The organism is Microbacterium sp. ZOR0019, assembly GCF_000800925.1.
Taxonomy (GTDB): domain Bacteria; phylum Actinomycetota; class Actinomycetes; order Actinomycetales; family Microbacteriaceae; genus Microbacterium; species Microbacterium aurugineum.
The window spans coordinates 1-15,922 of the sequence record NZ_JRKC01000050.1 but is presented as its reverse complement, the minus strand read 5'-3'; the positions used below and the strand labels follow the sequence as shown (position 1 = coordinate 15,922).

Annotated in this window: 14 protein-coding genes and 1 pseudogene; 10 read left to right on the top strand and 5 right to left on the bottom strand. The window is 70.2% G+C overall.

Annotated elements, in window-relative coordinates:
- The first annotated feature begins 54 nt into the window (after positions 1 to 54).
- The 4 genes from manA (at position 55) to L978_RS10490 (ending at position 6,183) form a co-directional block, all read left to right on the top strand.
- The gene (gene manA, locus L978_RS10505) at positions 55 to 1,191 is read left to right on the top strand and encodes a mannose-6-phosphate isomerase, class I (protein WP_047523013.1); all 1,137 of its coding nucleotides are present in this window, start codon (positions 55 to 57) and stop codon (positions 1,189 to 1,191) included.
- A gap of 155 nt (positions 1,192 to 1,346) precedes the next feature.
- Entirely contained in the window at positions 1,347 to 1,667 is a 321-nt protein-coding gene (locus L978_RS10500; protein WP_081997016.1) for a WhiB family transcriptional regulator, read from the top strand.
- Positions 1,668 to 1,759: 92 nt separating this feature from the next.
- Entirely contained in the window at positions 1,760 to 4,804 is a 3,045-nt protein-coding gene (locus L978_RS10495; protein ID WP_081997009.1) for a glycosyltransferase, read from the top strand.
- The gene (locus L978_RS10490) at positions 4,801 to 6,183 is read left to right on the top strand and encodes a DUF5719 family protein (RefSeq protein WP_047523012.1); all 1,383 of its coding nucleotides are present in this window, start codon (positions 4,801 to 4,803) and stop codon (positions 6,181 to 6,183) included. The genes L978_RS10495 and L978_RS10490 overlap by 4 nt, the downstream gene beginning before the upstream one ends.
- Before the next feature lie 17 nt (positions 6,184 to 6,200).
- On the opposite strand, the gene L978_RS10485 is transcribed toward L978_RS10490, so the two are convergent.
- Complete coding sequence (locus L978_RS10485; protein ID WP_231555040.1) at positions 6,201 to 6,629, bottom strand: hypothetical protein; 429 nt, start codon at positions 6,627 to 6,629, stop codon at positions 6,201 to 6,203.
- Positions 6,630 to 6,707: 78 nt separating this feature from the next.
- Between L978_RS10485 and L978_RS10480 the strand changes: the two genes are divergently transcribed.
- From L978_RS10480 to ahcY, 5 genes are all read left to right on the top strand, one after another.
- Positions 6,708 to 6,914 carry a DUF3499 family protein gene (locus tag L978_RS10480; RefSeq protein WP_047523011.1) on the top strand — a complete coding sequence of 69 codons (207 nt, stop codon included), beginning with the start codon at positions 6,708 to 6,710 and terminating at the stop codon, positions 6,912 to 6,914.
- Positions 6,915 to 7,060: 146 nt separating this feature from the next.
- Positions 7,061 to 7,987, top strand: coding sequence for an efflux RND transporter periplasmic adaptor subunit (locus L978_RS10475; RefSeq protein WP_047523010.1), 927 nt, complete (start codon positions 7,061 to 7,063; stop codon positions 7,985 to 7,987).
- A complete protein-coding gene (locus tag L978_RS10470; RefSeq protein WP_047523078.1) occupies positions 7,984 to 8,748 on the top strand; it encodes an ABC transporter ATP-binding protein in 765 nt (254 codons plus the stop codon). The genes L978_RS10475 and L978_RS10470 overlap by 4 nt, the downstream gene beginning before the upstream one ends.
- Entirely contained in the window at positions 8,745 to 9,959 is a 1,215-nt protein-coding gene (locus L978_RS10465; protein WP_047523009.1) for an ABC transporter permease, read from the top strand. The genes L978_RS10470 and L978_RS10465 overlap by 4 nt, the downstream gene beginning before the upstream one ends.
- A 43-nt stretch (positions 9,960 to 10,002) precedes the next feature.
- Positions 10,003 to 11,448: an adenosylhomocysteinase gene (gene ahcY, locus L978_RS10460; protein ID WP_047523008.1), complete on the top strand. Its 1,446-nt coding sequence runs from the start codon at positions 10,003 to 10,005 to the stop codon at positions 11,446 to 11,448.
- A 51-nt stretch (positions 11,449 to 11,499) separates the two neighbouring features.
- Here ahcY and L978_RS10455 read toward each other — a convergent pair whose 3' ends face one another.
- On the bottom strand, positions 11,500 to 12,309 hold the full coding sequence (locus L978_RS10455) for an RDD family protein (protein WP_047523007.1): 810 nt from the start codon (positions 12,307 to 12,309) through the stop codon (positions 11,500 to 11,502).
- A gap of 16 nt (positions 12,310 to 12,325) precedes the next feature.
- Between L978_RS10455 and L978_RS10450 the strand changes: the two genes are divergently transcribed.
- Positions 12,326 to 13,318, top strand: coding sequence for a stage II sporulation protein M (locus tag L978_RS10450; protein WP_047523006.1), 993 nt, complete (start codon positions 12,326 to 12,328; stop codon positions 13,316 to 13,318).
- 29 nt (positions 13,319 to 13,347) lie between these two features.
- On the opposite strand, the gene L978_RS10445 is transcribed toward L978_RS10450, so the two are convergent.
- The 3 genes and pseudogenes from L978_RS10445 to L978_RS18940 form a co-directional block, all read right to left on the bottom strand.
- Entirely contained in the window at positions 13,348 to 14,655 is a 1,308-nt protein-coding gene (locus tag L978_RS10445; protein WP_047523005.1) for a DUF58 domain-containing protein, read from the bottom strand.
- Positions 14,656 to 15,579, bottom strand: a complete 924-nt coding sequence (locus L978_RS10440) for an AAA family ATPase (protein WP_227992070.1) — start codon at positions 15,577 to 15,579, stop codon at positions 14,656 to 14,658.
- A 96-nt stretch (positions 15,580 to 15,675) separates the two neighbouring features.
- Positions 15,676 to 15,922, bottom strand: a pseudogene (locus L978_RS18940) (DUF4350 domain-containing protein); the annotation flags it as partial.

Genomic DNA, 15,922 nt, shown 5'->3' with positions numbered 1-15,922 from the left:
CCGCGCCGCGCTCGGCGCGTCGCTGAACGCCGCAGTGCACCCTACGCTGGGACCATGCTGCTGAGCCTCACGAATGCTCCCCGCGACTACGCGTGGGGATCCGACTCCCTCCTCGCCGGACTCGAAGGGCGCACGCCGACAGGCGCGCCGGAGGCCGAGGTCTGGTTCGGGGACCACCCCGGGGATCCGGCCGATGTCGCCGGAGGGGGAACCCTCGATCAGGTCACCGGCGGGACCCTGCCGTACCTGCTCAAGTTCCTCGCAGCCGGGCGTCCGCTGTCGATCCAGGTGCACCCGACGATCGCGCAGGCACGCGCGGGCTGGGAGCGCGAGAGCGAACTCGCCGCGGACGATCCGCGGCGCAACTACCGGGACGACAACCACAAGCCCGAGCTCATCGTCGCCCTCAGCGAGCGGTTCGAGTCGCTGAGCGGTCTTCGTCCGGTCGACGAGACACTCGCGCTGCTGGGGCTGCTCGACGACAGCGAGGGCGTCGTTCAGCTGCGCGACCGACTCGGCGCCGGCGACGATTCCCTTCGGGACACGATCGGCTGGCTGCTCGGGGGCGGAGCGAACGCTGCGGTCGACGACATCATCTCGGCCGTCGTGGCCGCGTCCGTGCGTGGAGACGGTGACACGGGGGAGTGGGGGACGACGCTCCGTGCCATCGCGAGCGTCGCCGAGAACTATCCGGGGGATCCGGGCGTCGTGGTCGCGCTGCTCATGAACCACGTCGTCCTGCGACGCGGCGAGGCGGTGTTCCTGCGCGCCGGTCTGCTCCACGCGTACCTGTCCGGACTCGGGGTGGAGATCATGGCGGCGAGCGACAACGTGCTGCGGGGCGGGCTCACCCCGAAACGCATCGATGTCCCCGAACTGCTCGCGATCCTCGACGCGACTCCCGGTGAGGTTCCGGTGCTGCGCCCCCACGGTGACGGCGGAGTCACGGCGTATCCGGTTCCGGTGCCCGACTTCGCGCTCACGAGGATCGAGCTCGACGGTACCCCCGTCGCCCTCGACGTGTCCGGGCCGACGATGGTGCTCGCGACGGGCGGGCAGGTCGCCGTCGCCTCTGCGGACGGCGAGCGAATCGACGTCGTGGTCGGTGCAGCGGCGTTCGCGAGTGCCGACGAAGACACCCTCACCGTTTCCGGCGTCGGCGAGGTCTTCATCGCGAGCCCCGGGCGCTGAGCAGACCCGACCGCGCGACACGCCGATCGACCCTCAAGAACCTTAAAGAGCCGCTTGAGGGTTTACGATCCGCGACTTGACCGGAGCGAATGACACGGGTGTAATTAGTCATGAGCACGGCCCGCCGGGGGGCGGAGACAGGGTTGGAGATCGAGATGACGGGATACCGTTCCGACGTACCGGAGAACTGGTTCGTCGATCCGATCAACCTCGGTGTTCCCGGGGTTCGACGGACCGAAGCATCCGACGATGACAACGCCCTCGCCTGGCAGAGCGACGCACTCTGCTCGCAGACGGACCCGGAGGCGTTCTTCCCTGAGAAGGGTGGATCCACCAGGGACGCCAAGCGCATCTGCACGACGTGCGACGTCCGCAGCGAGTGCCTCGAGTACGCGCTCAACAACGACGAGCGCTTCGGCATCTGGGGCGGTCTCTCGGAGCGCGAACGCCGCAAGCTCAAGCGCCGCGCCAGCTGATCGTCCGCATCGTCTCCGCGTGGCACGGCTTCGCGGGCGCGCCGCACGGGCTGCTCCAGCGCCGCCGGACCCGCGCATAGGCTGACGAGGACATGCCAGCCCGAGTTCACGCCATCATCGTCGCGCGCCCCGGATCCGCCTCCCGCGCGCAGCTCCTCCGCACTCTCGACGCCGTGCGATCCCAGACCGCACCCGCGGACGCCGTGACGCTCGTCGTCTGCGGGGATTCGTCTTCGATGCGGGAGAGCGAAGCGGTCGCCGCGACGGTCGAGGGCATCATCGAGGCACGCGCCAGTACTTCCTTCGCCGAGGCGGTCGACCTCGCTCGGCCGCGGGTGCTCGACGACTCAGCGATCTGGTTGCTCGCCCAGGACACGGCCCCGCATCCGCGCGCACTGGAGCGTCTTCGCGGAACGCTGGAACGCTCGCCCTCCGCGGCGATCATCGCGCCCAAGCTCGTCGCGACCGACAACGACCGCGAGATCGTCTCCCTCGGGGTGACGATGACGGCTCTCGGCCGCTCGGTCGAGCTCGCGGCCGGCGAACTCGACCAGGGCCAGCACGATCGCATGGATGACGCTCTCGGGTCGGATGTGCGGGGCATCCTCATCCGTGGCGAAGTCCGCGATGCTCTGCGTCTCGACCCCGCTCTCGCCGGCGCCGATGAGGGACTCGACCTCGGGGTGCGGGCACGCCTCGGCGGTGGCCGCGTCGTACTCGCACCGAGCGCACGAATCTCGGCCGCTCCCGGCGGTCCTGCGGCGCTGCCGTCCGGGCGGTCGCGCCGGGCGTACGTCACGCGGCTCGCCCAATTGCATCGACGCCTGGCCTACGCTCCCGCCGCGGCGGTGCCGCTGCACTGGCTGAGCCTGCTTCCGCTCGCGCTGTGGCGCTCCCTCACCCACCTCATCGGCAAGCGGCCCGAGGCCGTGCTCCCTGAATGGGGGGCAGCGCTCACCGCGATGATCCGCCTCGGAGCGATCGCGCGATCGAGGTCGCGCATCCGCGCCTTCCGAACGTCGACGTGGGCGAGCATCGCGCCGCTGCGCATCACCTCCTCGGATCTGCGTCGGCACCTCGACGACGGGCACGGCAGCGAGGGCGGCGCGGTCAGCGAACTGCGCTTCTTCTCCGGAGGGGGAGCGTGGGCCGTGCTCGGGGCGCTCGTCGTCAGCATCGCCTCGTTCACCACCCTCCTGGCGTGGCCGGCACTCGGCGGCGGCGGACTGCTCCCGCTCCGTCAGACCGTCGCCGCGCTGTGGAGCGACGCGGCCTGGGGCCTGCGGGGCACCGCCGTCGACCTCATCGGACCTGCCGATCCGTTCGCAGCGATCGTGGCGGTGCTCGGCACCCTGTGGCCTGCTGGTCCGTCGTTCGCGATGGTGCTCCTGTGGATGCTCGCCCTCCCGCTCGCCGTCCTCGGGGGATGGTTCGCCGCGACTCGGGTGACCGACCGGTCGGGCTTGCGCATCTTCGCCGGCGTCGCCTGGGCGCTCACCCCTCCGTTCCTCACGGCGCTCGTAGAGGGGCGTCCGAGCGCCGTCCTCGCACATCTCCTCCTTCCCTGGCTCTTCCACACCGCCGTGGTCGCCCACCGATCGTGGGGAGCCGCCGGCAGCGCGTCGCTGCTGCTCGCGGCCGTCCTCGCGTGCGCGCCCTCGCTGGCGCCCGCGCTGGTCCTGCTGTGGGTCATGGCGCTCGGCATCGTGCTCGGCACGGCGCAGTTCCGGGGGGCCGCGCGTCTGCTCTGGCTGCCGGTGCCGACGGTGGCGCTGTTCGCCCCCCTCGTCTTCTGGCAGTTCGCGCACGGGACGCCGTGGGGTGTCCTGGGCGACCCCGGTCTGATCTGGGCGGGCTCGCAGGCCTCAGCCGACGCCGCGGGGAGGTTGGCCCTCGCGATGGGCTTCCCGACCACGGACCTCGCCGGGTGGGCATCGTTCGCGCCCGAAGCAGTCACGCCCTGGGTCTGGGTCCTCTGTGCCCCGACCGCCCTCCTCGCTCTGGGTTCCGCCCTGGCGCCGCGGTGGCGGGCGGGGATCACGCTTCTCGTCGTCGCGGTCACCGGCCTCGCCACCGCCTTCTTCGCCGTGGGCGTCACCGTGAGCTTCGACCAGGGCGCTGGAGTGGCGATCTGGCCGGGGGCAGGCCTCAGCCTGGCCTGGATCGGGGTGCTCGGCGCTGCGCTCGTCACGCTGGACACGGCCATCACGGCGCCGCGCCTGAGAGGTGTCGCAGCGACCGTCGCGGCCCTGTCCCTGGCGGTCTGCGCGGTCCCGGCGCTCACGGCTTTCCACACGGATCGCTCCCTCCTCACGAACGGTCCCGAATCCACTCTGCCCGCCTACGTCGCAGCCCAGGCAGCGGGTGATCGCGACGTCGCGACGCTCGTCCTCACCCCGAAGAACGACGGCGGACTCGCGGTCGAGGTCGTCCGGGGGGCGAGCAAGACCTTGGGGTCGCAGACGACCATGACCTCGACGGCGACGGAACCGCAGGGGGCGGACGTCTCCACCCTCGCGGTGGACCTGCTGTCCGCTCGCGAGTTCGATGCGCCGGGTGAGCTGGCGGTGAAGGGGATCAGCTACGTGCTGGTCGCTCAGGGCGCCGGCAGCGACGGAGACAAGGCGCGTGCCCTCCGTGCCATGGCCATCGCCTCGATCGATCAGCGGCCCGGGCTCGTGCATGCGGGCCGCACGGATCGCGGGGTGCTCTGGCGGCTGGAGGCGGAGGCTGCGGCCTCTCCTGCCCTCAGCGCCGCTCAGCAGGGGACGGTCAGGCTCGTCCTCACGCTCCAGCTGATGGCGGTGCTCGCCGCATTGCTGTTGTCGATCCCCACGCGCGCCTCGCGCCGCGCGGCGCGCGCGCAGTCCCGGATCGTCGGGCGCGCTCCGGATGAGCCTCTGGTGCTTCCGCGGCATGCGGAGGACCGGCACGATCTCGAGGAGCAGCCCCCGGTCGGCGCTCTCGAGGAGCCGCAGGATGCCGCTGCCCTGAACGACGAGGCGCTGGTGCCGATCGCTGAACCTGAGCCCGACCCCGAGCCGAGCGGCGATGAGGCTGCCGCAGCGGACGACGCGTCCCCACCGGCAGGCGCTGATGAGGACGGCCCCGACAGGTCCGTGGAGGGAGACCGATGAGCCGCTCACGCGCAATCCGCGTCGCCGCCACCAGTGCGCGCCTGGTCACGGGAGGCGTGGTCATCGTCGCCTGTGTGGCAGGGGTCGCTGCGGCGGTGCATGCGCCCTGGCCGAGCATCAGCCACGACGCGGCCCAGATGCAGGTCACGCCCCTTCCCGGCGACAGCGTGCTCGTCTGCAACGGGGACCTCCGTGCGCTCGGTCGCGACGCGATCGATCCGCTCAGCATGTCGTCCGCCGCGCGGCCGAGCGTGACCCTCGGCGGAACTGCGGGAGACCCTGCGTCCGAGGGTCTCGCCGTGAAGGATGTGCCGGATGCCGGCGAGGTCCGCGTACTGACCGGCACCGTGGAAGGACGCACTGCTCCGTTGATCGCCGCCGCCGAGTCGGTCAGCATCGCGACGGAGGATCTCGCCGGATACGCGGCCGCCCCCTGCGGTGTGCCGAAGCTGGACTCGTGGCTCGTGGGCGGCAGCACCGCGACCGGCACCGAAGACATCGTGATCCTGACGAACGCGGCCGAGGTGCCGTCGACCGTCACGCTCTCGGTCTATGGAGAGACGAGGAGCGCGCGCACCGTGATCGTGCCCGCTCGCACGCAGACCGCGCTCCCACTGACGTCGATCGCGGCGGGGAACACCACGCCGGTGGTTCGCGTCGGGGCAGTGGGGGCACCCGTCCGTGCCGTCCTCCAATCCTCCCTCGTGCAGGTCCTCGACCCGGCGGGTATCGACCTGCAGGACGCCGTCGCGGGCCCGCAGGAGAACCTCGTGCTGGCCGGGGTCCAAGTCTTCGCGTCCGCAGGGGACGATGCCGAGATGGCCGTCCTCCGAGTGCTGTCACCGGGAGTGGATGCTCGGGTGCAGGTCCGGGTGCGGGCCGAGGGATCGTCCGCCGTGGTCGATGAGTTCTCGGTCCCCGTCGAAGCCGACCTGCCCGCGCAGGTCGCGCTCACCGGCCTGGCACCGGGTTCGTACACGGTCGACGTCGTTTCGGACGCTCCGGTCGTGGCCGCGCTCCGGGAGCAGGACGGCTTCGGTCGCGACTCCGACTTCGCCTGGATCACCCCGGCGCCCGAGATCGAGGGCGATGTCCTGTTCGCCGTGCCGTCGGGACCGGCGCCCCGGGTCCAGCTCGCGAACACGTCGGATCAGGATGTGACCGTGACCCTCGAGACGTCGGACGGGGGTCTGCCCGAGGAGATGGTCATCGCCGCAGGCGAGTCGCTCGGCGTGGAAGTCGATCCCGGCGCCACCTACCGGATGAGGACGGACGGCTCGATTCGCGCCGCCCTGGCCCTCACCGCCCCGGGAGCGATCGCCGTGTCACCCGTGCAGGCCAGCGCCGGCGTGGAGAAGGCGATCACGGTCTACCCCTGATCTCCCGCGGGGAAAGGTCAGTGCTCGTGGCCCAGATCCCACGGCTCGCGACCGACGTACTCGGCGGCGGCCCGGAATACGGCGCTCTCGATCGCCATCCGCCGATGCGGCGCGTCGTCGTGACCCGGGGGAAGCAACCGTTCGATGGGCAGGCGGAACAGCACGATGCGTCGGTTCTCACGGTCGAGGTACCAGCGTGGAACCTCGTCGGTCGCGTCGAAACCCGGGATCGCCCCGATCTCGAAACGCACCTCCTGCAGCTCCGGCCAGGTTCCGCGGAGGAACTCGACCGCCGTGCCGACCGTGAGGTCGAATCGGTCCAGGCGCCCGTCGAGAGGCGCGAGGGGAGGCCGTACGACCTCGCTGCGGCCCAGACGTCCGTGACGTCCGTGCCGGGCACCGCGCCGAGGGGCGGCGGAGGTGTGGGCATTGCGACGACGGGGCATGACGAAAGTCTAGGTGGTGTCCGCGTCTGCGGCGCGGCATCCCGAGCGTCGACGGACGGCAGCCGTACGCTGGCGGAGATGGACGGACGACTGTGCTCGAAGGTCGGCTGCGTGCGAGAAGCCGTGGCCACCCTCACCTATGACTATGGCGACCAGATGGCGGCGCTCGGACCGCTCGGTGCCGCGAACGACCCTCAGGCCCACGACCTCTGCTCGCCGCACGCGGATCGACTCTCGGTCCCGGCCGGCTGGCTCGTCGTCCGCCACGAAGCCCTCCGCGTCTGACGAAGCCCTCCGCGTCTGACGAAGCCCTCCGCGTCTGACGGCGCCCGTTCGGGCCGGACACGCGGTGTCCGCCGCCCCAGGAGAACGCCTGCGCCTGGATACGCTGTCCCGAGGCGTGCCAGGGCGGCGCAGCCGGAAAGGCACTCGTGATCGTCTGGCGTCGCTGGATCTTCCCCCTGCTTCTCGTCGTGGTCTTCGGTGCGTGCGCCGCCGCGCTCGTCAAGATCGCCTTCTTCCCCGACAGGGCCGAGACCATCGTCAGCCCTGATGCCGGGATCACCGACCCGATCATCGCCGTGGAACGTGGTTCGGTCATCAATGCTCTGACCCTGACCGGCAACATCGCTCGCGACGAGACCTTCGGGGTGCGCAGCGAACTCGACGGGACGGTCACGGCCGTCCACGTGAGCGAAGGCGCGGCGGTGAGCGCCGGTCAGAAGCTCTTCACCGTTCGTCAGGAGTATCCCCGGAAGGACATCGACGTGCTCGCCCCCGAAGCCGGCGACGTGTCGGAGATCGCTCTCGTGAAGGGGCAGACGACGTCCGTCGGTACCGAGACGTACAAGCTCACGCCCGCGCGCTACCACCTGCTGGCGACCGTCGACCCGGTCCAGCTGTATCGTCTCGTGAACGCGCCGAGCGAGGCCACGATCACCATCACGGGCGGACCGGCCCCGTTCGCGTGCACCGGCGTGCGCGTCCAGGTCTCGGCAGAGGGGACAGCCAGCGTGCGGTGCGCCATCCCGAAGGACCAGACGGTCTTCGCCGGGCTTCCCGCGACCCTCGACCTCGCCCTCGGCCAGGTCGACGACGCACTCGTGGTCCCGGTCACCGCGGTGCAGGGCGGTGCCGGATCAGGCACGGTCTGGGTCGACGCGGCTGACGGCTCCGAGCCGGAGGAGCGCACGGTGACGCTCGGAGTCAATGACGGGGTGATCGTCGAGGTCACGGAGGGACTGGCGGAAGGCGACAGCATCCGCGAGTTCGTGCCCGGTTTCGTCGCCCCCGTCGAGGAGTTCTGCTACGAAGTGTCGCCGGGGGTCGAACAGTGCGACAGCGGGATGAGCTGGTGAGCCTCGTCGCTCTCGAGGACGTCGCGAAGAGCGTTCTCCTCCCGGACGACTCGCGGCTCGAGATCCTTCGCGGTATCACCGTGGAAGTCGGCGCCGGGGACCACGTGTCGATCGTCGGGCGCTCGGGTTCCGGCAAGTCGACGCTGCTCAACATCCTCGGGATGCTGGATGCGCCGACCTCCGGTTCCGTCTCCTTCGAAGGGCGTGAAGTGCGCCGGATGCGATCGGGGCGCCTCGATCGGCTGCGTGGCGACAACGTGGGCTTCGTCTTCCAGCAGTTCAATCTGCTCCCCGGGCGCACCGCGCTCGACAACGTGACGATGCCTCTCGGACATGCGAAGGGCCGGATGTTCTGGAACCGCAGACAGATCGCCGCGGACATGCTCGAGCGTGTCGGCCTCGGCCATCGCGTCGACCAGATCGCCGACAAGCTCTCCGGGGGTGAACAGCAGCGGGTCGCGATCGCCAGGGCGCTGGTGCGGAAGCCCGTCCTGATCCTCGCGGATGAGCCGACGGGCGCCCTCGACATCGATACCGGGGCCTCCGTGATGTCCCTTCTCGACGAGGTCGCCACCGAGACCGATGCGGCGCTCGTCACCATCACGCACGACCTGCACGTCGCCGCGCGCGCACGCAGGCACTACCGCCTGGACGCCGGACGCCTGGAACCGGTGGACCTGGGCCGCGCCTTCGAGGCTTCGACGCTCGCGGCGTCCGTGCCCTCGGAGGGGACACCCGCGGTGGCGGAGTCCGTCTCGTGACCGGGTTCCTCGGCGCGCTCTCCGACGCCTGGGCGGAAATCCGCGTCCACAAGCTGCGCGTGCTGCTGAGCCTGATCGGCATCGCCGTCTCGGTCGGCGCGCTCACCGCGGTCGTGGCGATCTCGGAGTACCAGCGCCAGTTCCAGGCGGAGCAGTCCGACCGGTGGGGCGGACGCGCCGCGACCATCGCCGTCTCGGCGAGCACGGCCGACGGCACGCCGATCGACGCCGACGAATTCGACGATCGCTTCACCCGGGTGTCCGAGCGGTTCGGCTTCAGTCACACCACCCGGATCGCGCAGGGCGTCATGCTGGATGTGCATCTTCCCGAGGGCGTCACCCCGGTCCCCGCGCGCATCATGGACCCGGCATTCCCACAGATTCATCGCGAGAAGCTCCTGGAGGGACGCTGGTTCCTCGACTCCGACCTGGAGGCGATGGCACCTCCGGTCGTGATCACGGAGGCGCTCTGGGACCGTCTGGGGAGGGTGCCGCTGTCTCAGCACCCCACGGTCGAGTTCGGCGGCGCGGCAGGCGGCACCTATCAGGTGATCGGCATCGTTCCCCGGCAGGGCTTCGGGGACGAGGAGTTGCGGGTCGATCTGCTGTACGACGACTATCGCGACAGAGTGGACGCTCTGCCCGCGGAAGTCTCGACGCAGTACGAGGTGTGGGTCGGTGTCGACCAGGCCGATCAGATCGGCCCGGTGCTGGCGATGGATCTACGCGCGGGGCTGCCCGAGGGGCAGACGATCTCGGTGAGTCGCACCGACTGGGCGGCGCAGCCAGGAGCCCTGGACGTCCAGGCGACCTTCGAGATGATCACGGGAGGAATCGCCTCGCTGATCCTCGCCCTCGGCGCTCTCAGCCTGATCAACATCCAGCTCGTGGCGATGCGGCAGCGCGTGCGGGAGATCGGCGTGCGACGCGCCTTCGGCGCCAGTTCGGGCCGGGTGTTCTTCTCGGTCTTCCTCGAGAGCCTCGTCGCGACGACCGTCGCCGGAATCATCGGGATCGCGATCGTCGTCGCCGTCCTGCGATCGGACTGGATCGTGACCACGATGTTCTACGGGATCCAGGACGTCCCGCCGTTCCCGATGAGGGCGGCGCTGGTCGGACTCATCGCCTCGGTCGTCGTGGGCGCCGTGTCGGGGTTCATCCCCGCGCTCGTCGCTCTACGGGTGAAGGTGATCGACGCGATCCGCTTCTGACACACACGGTCGTGAGGGGCCGACAGGATGGAAGAATGAGCGCATGCCTGAGCTCGAGTACCGTGTGGCCGATCTTTCCCTCGCCGAAGCCGGCCGTCACCAGCTGCGGCTCGCGGAGAACGAGATGCCCGGACTCATGGCACTCCGGGAGGAGTTCGGCGGTGCTCAGCCGCTGAAGGGCGCCAGGATCGCGGGCTCGCTCCACATGACGGTGCAGACCGCAGTCCTCATCGAGACGCTCGTGGCCCTCGGCGCCGAGGTCCGGTGGGCGAGCTGCAACATCTTCTCCACGCAGGACGAGGCGGCCGCCGCCGTCGTCGTGGGTCCCGAAGGCACCGTCGACGCCCCGGCAGGCGTGCCCGTCTTCGCCTGGAAGGGGGAGACCCTCGAAGAGTACTGGGCCTGCACGGCGCGGATCTTCGACTGGTCGTCGAGCGGGTTCGACGGACCCAACCTGATCCTCGACGACGGCGGCGATGCGACTCTGCTCGTGCACAAGGGCGTCGAGTTCGAGAAGGCCGGAGCAGTACCTGCACCGACCGAAACCGACTCACAGGAATACTCGATCATCCTCGACCTCCTGCGCCGCTCCCTCGCGGAGTCGAGCGATCGCTGGACGGCGCTCGCCGCAGGGCTGATCGGGGTCACGGAAGAGACCACGACGGGCGTGCATCGTCTCTACGAGCTCGCCGCCTCCGAAGATCTGCTGTTCCCGGCGATCAACGTCAACGACTCGGTGACCAAGAGCAAGTTCGACAACAAGTACGGAATCCGCCATTCCCTCCCCGATGGGCTCAACCGCGCGACCGACGTGCTCATCGGCGGCAAGGTGGCCTTCGTCTGCGGGTACGGCGACGTCGGCAAGGGGGCGGCAGAAGCCCTCCGTGGACAGGGCGCCAGGGTCATCGTCAGTGAAGTCGATCCGATCTGCGCGCTCCAGGCCGCCATGGACGGCTTCCAGGTGGCGCGTCTGCTCGACGTCGCGGGCGAGGTCGACATCGTCGTGACCGGGACCGGCAACCGCGATGTCGTCACGACCGAGCACATGCTGGCGCTGAAGCACCTGGCGATCGTCGCCAACGTCGGGCACTTCGACAACGAGATCGACATGGCGGGTCTGGAAGCCCTCGACGGCGCGGAGAAGATCGAGATCAAGCCGCAGGTCCACGAGTGGCGTCTGCCCCACGGGCGCAGTGTGCTCGTGCTCAGCGAGGGCCGCTTGATGAACCTCGGCAACGCCACCGGCCACCCGTCCTTCGTGATGAGTGCGTCTTTCACGAACCAGGTTCTGGCGCAGCTCGAGCTCTACACGAACATCGAGGCGTACCCGATCGGCGTGTACGTGCTTCCCAAGTCCCTGGACGAGAAGGTGGCCCGCCTCCATCTCGACGCGTTGGGGGTGCAGCTGACCACGCTCAGCGCCGCGCAGGCCGCATACATCGGCGTGCCGGTCGAGGGGCCGTACAAGCTCGAGCACTACCGCTACTGACCGCGTCCGCGTCGGCGCTCGTCCGCGTCGGAGCTCGTCCTCCGGCGGGACTCAGACGCCGACGTGACGTCCGGTGAGCCGTTCGGCGCGGCGGTCGGCGTTCTCCAGCGCTCGGCGCTCCCGTTCGCGGCGTAGCACGGTGATGCCGACGAGAACCTGCTCGGGTGACACGGGCGGCACCGGCGACACGAACGGTGTCGCTTCCGTCAGCAATTCCTGCGCGACGCGGGCCCGCGCGGCGGGGATCATCCGCGGAGCGCTCACCAGGAACTGCGAGATGCGCCGAGCCAGCCGGTCGGGCATTCGCGCGACGTCGGCGATCTGCGCCCACCCGGCCAGCGCCGGGGGCAGCACGGGGGCGTGCGAGATGAGGGCCGGAGTGCGGACGCGCTGGCTGTAGGTCCCCGCGACGAGGTCGCCCAGCCGCTGGGACCGCGCCGTGAAGGCGCCCGTGAGCACGGCGATGCCGCCGAACGTGATGTAGATCTCCAGCACGCCGATGAGCGCGCGGATGAAGGCATGGCGGAATCCGGCGGCGCCTCCGTCCACGCGGACGATGCGTCCGCCGATCGCGAGCTTGCCCAGACTGCGGCCCTTGAGCGCGACCTCCATGGTGATCGGCAGCACCACGAAGCTGACCACGATCGCCGCGACCGTCGCGATGCGGTCGGTGGCATCGTCGAGCACGCCGGCGTTCAGCAGCCAGATGCGCAGGAAGAGCCACAGCGCGAACACGGCGTATCCGAGGAGCATGTCGATGGCGGCACCGAGAGCGCGCAGCAGGAAGCCGACCGGCTGCACATCGATGGCGACGGCTTCGCCGGAGAGCACCTCGTCGGAGACGTCGATCGGGGTGGACATGAGTACAGTAAATCAGGTGGATGCCGACGCGTTGACCGATGCACGCCGTGCCGAGTGGGAACGGCTCGACGAACTCAGCCGCGCCCGACTCGACGGCGCCGGAGTGGATGAGCTCATCGTCCGCTACCGCGCCGCGTCGGCCGACCTCGCCGAACTGAAGACCTCGGTCGGCGACTCGCCGCAGGGTGCGTACCTGTCCACGATCCTCGTGAGAGCCCGGCTCCGCCTCACCGGCGCGTCCGACAGCATCCTCACCCAGACGGCACGGTTCTTCCGACTGCAGCTTCCTGCCGCTCTCTATCGCCTGCGATGGACCACTCTGGTGATCGCGGTCGCCTTCATCGCCGTCGCGGTCGGCACAGCCGCATGGATCGCGAGCGACCCGGCGCTGATCGCGACCCTCGGTCCGCCCGACGCCCTCGAGCAGTACGCGGACGAGAGCTTCACGGGCTACTACACCGAGAACGCCGCGGCCACGTTCATGGGCATGGTGTGGACGAACAACGCCTGGATCGCGATGCAGTGCGTGCTGTTCGGCGTCACCGGGATCTGGCCCGTCTACATGCTCGTGCAGAACGCGATGGGGATCGGCACTGCCGGCGCGATCATGGCGGCGCACGACAAGGCCGATCTGATGGTGCTCTACATCCTCCCGCACGGCATGCTCGAGATGACCTGCATCTTCGTCGCCGGCGCCGCGGGGCTGCACATCTTCTGGGCCTGGGTCGCTCCCGGGCACCGCACCCGCGGGGAGGCTCTCGCCGAGGAGGGGAGGGCACTCGCCACGGTCGCGATCGGACTCATCTTCGCGCTGTTCCTGTCGGGGCTCGTCGAGGGCTTCGTGACCGGCTGGGGTCTCCCATGGCCGGTGAAGATCGGGATCGGTGCGGCCGCGCTCGCGGTGTTCCTGATCTACATGCTCGTCATCGGAGGGCGTGCGCACCGGGCGGGGGAGACCGGCGACCTCGTCGAGTACGAGGCAGGGACTCCGCGGCTCATCTCCGGCTGATCGCCCTCAGTGCACGGGCACGGCACAGGTCAGAGGCGTCCTGCGGCCTTCAGTTCGAGGTAGCGATCCGCGATGCGAGGGGGGAGTTCCTCCGGGTCGGCGGCGATCGCCTCTCCACCGGCTCTGCGGATCGCGTCGGCGACGTTCTCCGCGTCACGGAGGGTGCGTTCGGCCGCGGCAGCGAGGTACACCTCTTCCCGGGAACCGCGTTCTCGGGCCAGGGCACCGATGCCGTCGTCCGTCACCGAACCGACGAGGACCGTCGTCGCCCGTGACGCCCGCGGGAAGGCCCCGAGGAAGCCGCGCGCCGATTCTGCGGCATCCTGCGCGGTCAGCGCGACGATCAGCGACGGTCGTGTGGTGAGCGAGCGGACTGCGGCGAAGGCACCGTGCCAGTCGGTGTCGACCAGGCGTGCGTGCACGGGGGCCATCGCGTCGGTCATCGCCGGGAGCAGCGCGCTGCCGTCGACACCGGTCACCCTGCCACGGACGACGCGGTCGTACAGGAGCAGGTGCACGTGATCGCCGGCACGGGAGGCGAGCGCGGCGAGGAGCAGAGCGGCCTCGAGGGAGGCATCGACACGGGTGCCGTCCCCGACTCGGGCAGCGGCTGTGCGGCCCGTGTCGATGATGATGACCACGTGCCTGTCGCGCTCAGGACGCCACGTGCGCAGCATCGTCGTTCCGGCTCGAGCCGTGGCCCGCCAGTCGATCGAGCGCACGTCATCACCCCGTACGTATTCGCGCAGCGAATCGAACTCGGTTCCCTGACCGCGCACCTGGATGCTGGTGTTGCCGTCCAGTTCGCGCAACCGTGCGAGGCGCGAGGGCAGGTGTTTGCGTGAGGAGAAGGCAGGCAGCACCCGGATCGCGCCGCGGACGACGTGTCGCGCTTGTCGCCCGGCGAGGCCGAGCGGGCCGCGCGAGCGGATCATCACGAACTCGCTCACCAGTTCCCCACGTCGCCGGGGGCGGAGGGTGATCGAGACCCGGGCGCGTTCCCCCTGCGCCACACGCAGGTGCTGGCGTTCGGCGGGAGCGCCGGCCGTGGGCTGCCAGGCGTCGCGGATCACGCCGTTCAGTGTCCTGGTGCCGTGGTTGTGGACGGCGACGCTCACCGGGACCTGCTCGCCCAGACGAGCTCGCTGGGGCACCCGGCGGCTCACGGTCACCGATCGGGGGTTCGCGGCGAGAGCGACATCCAGCGCGACCAGCAGCACGCACAGGCCGATCCAGGCCCCGAGGGCGGGGTACGCCGGATAGCCCGCCAGTCCGATGAGGACGAGCGGGAGGACGCCCACGGCGAGGGCGATGGTGAGCCGGCCGGTGATGAACACCTAGATCGGCACCCGGGTCTGCTGCACCACGGAAGTGAGGACCGCATCGGCCGACACCCCTTCCATCTGGGCGTCCGGCCGCAGCTGGAGCCGGTGGCGCCAGACCGGAACCAGCATGGTCTGCACGTGGTCGGGGGTCACCGCGGAGGAGGCATTGAGCCAGGCCCAGGCTTTGGCCGCCGCGAGCAGCCCCGTCGAGGCGCGGGGACTGGCCCCGAGCTCGACCGAGGGGGACTGGCGTGTCGCGCGCGCGAGGTCTACGACGTAGCCGAGGACGTCGTCGGTGACCTCGACCGCTGCCGCGCGCTCCTGTGCGGCACGGATCTCGTCCGGCGAGACCACGGGGTCGATACCCGTCAGCTCGCGGGGGGAGAAGCCGTCGGCGTGGCGGCGCAGCACCGAGAGCTCGGCATCGCGTTCGGGCATGCCGACGACGAGCTTCATCAGGAAGCGGTCCAGCTGTGCTTCGGGCAGTGAGTAGGTGCCCTCGTGCTCGATAGGGTTCTGGGTCGCTGCGACGAGGAAGGGATCCGGCAGAGGACGACTCACTCCGTCGGCCGACACCTGGCGCTCCTCCATGGCCTCGAGAAGCGCGGCCTGCGTCTTCGGGGGCGTGCGATTGATCTCGTCCGCAAGCAGGATGTTGGTGAAGACGGGCCCGGCCCGGAAGTCGAACTCACCGGTGCGAGCGTCGTACACGAGCGAACCGGTGACGTCGCCCGGCATCAGGTCGGGTGTGAATTGGACGCGCTTCGTGTCGAGGCCGAGCGCTCGAGCGAAGGATCGGACCACCAGCGTCTTCGCGACCCCAGGCACACCCTCGAGGAGGACATGGCCCCGCGCGAGCAGGGACACCAAGAGGCCGGTGACGGTGCCGGCCTGGCCGACGACGGCCTTGTCGACCTCTGTGCGGACCCGATGCATGGCCTGACGAAGCGCGGCGTCGTCGGCGGGGTGATTCTCAACGGTCACGGGGTTCCCTCGGCTTCTCTGGGGTGGATGGAAGGTTCGGCTCGTTCATCATTCGTCGCGTCTCGCACTGCGCGTGCTCGACTCCACCGCAGCCTCGAGGTCGTCGAGTCGGCGTGCGAGATCGATCAGGGCCGCGTCGTCGGTGGGCAGGGGGCCGGCCAACAGGGCTTGCAGGGTGCCGCGCGGGATCCGAAGCCGGTCGGAGGCCGCGTCGGCGACCTCGTCCGCGCCGGCGTGTGCGGCGAGCCCGAGTCGGCGTGCGAGTCGGCGCTGGGCGCCATCGCGGAGCGCTTCC

Bases quoted from the DNA above. Each gene is read 5' to 3' on its own strand.
- L978_RS10500 (WP_081997016.1), top strand. From the start codon at position 1,347: ATGACGGGATACCGTTCCGACGTACCGGAGAACTGGTTCGTCGATCCG.
- L978_RS10480 (WP_047523011.1), top strand. From the start codon at position 6,708: ATGGACGGACGACTGTGCTCGAAGGTCGGCTGCGTGCGAGAAGCCGTG.
- L978_RS10440 (WP_227992070.1), bottom strand. From the start codon at position 15,579: ATGCATCGGGTCCGCACAGAGGTCGACAAGGCCGTCGTCGGCCAGGCC.
- manA (WP_047523013.1), top strand. From the start codon at position 55: ATGCTGCTGAGCCTCACGAATGCTCCCCGCGACTACGCGTGGGGATCC.
- L978_RS10455 (WP_047523007.1), bottom strand. From the start codon at position 12,309: ATGTCCACCCCGATCGACGTCTCCGACGAGGTGCTCTCCGGCGAAGCC.
- ahcY (WP_047523008.1), top strand. From the start codon at position 10,003: ATGCCTGAGCTCGAGTACCGTGTGGCCGATCTTTCCCTCGCCGAAGCC.
- L978_RS10490 (WP_047523012.1), top strand. From the start codon at position 4,801: ATGAGCCGCTCACGCGCAATCCGCGTCGCCGCCACCAGTGCGCGCCTG.
- L978_RS10495 (WP_081997009.1), top strand. From the start codon at position 1,760: ATGCCAGCCCGAGTTCACGCCATCATCGTCGCGCGCCCCGGATCCGCC.
- L978_RS10485 (WP_231555040.1), bottom strand. From the start codon at position 6,629: ATGCCCCGTCGTCGCAATGCCCACACCTCCGCCGCCCCTCGGCGCGGT.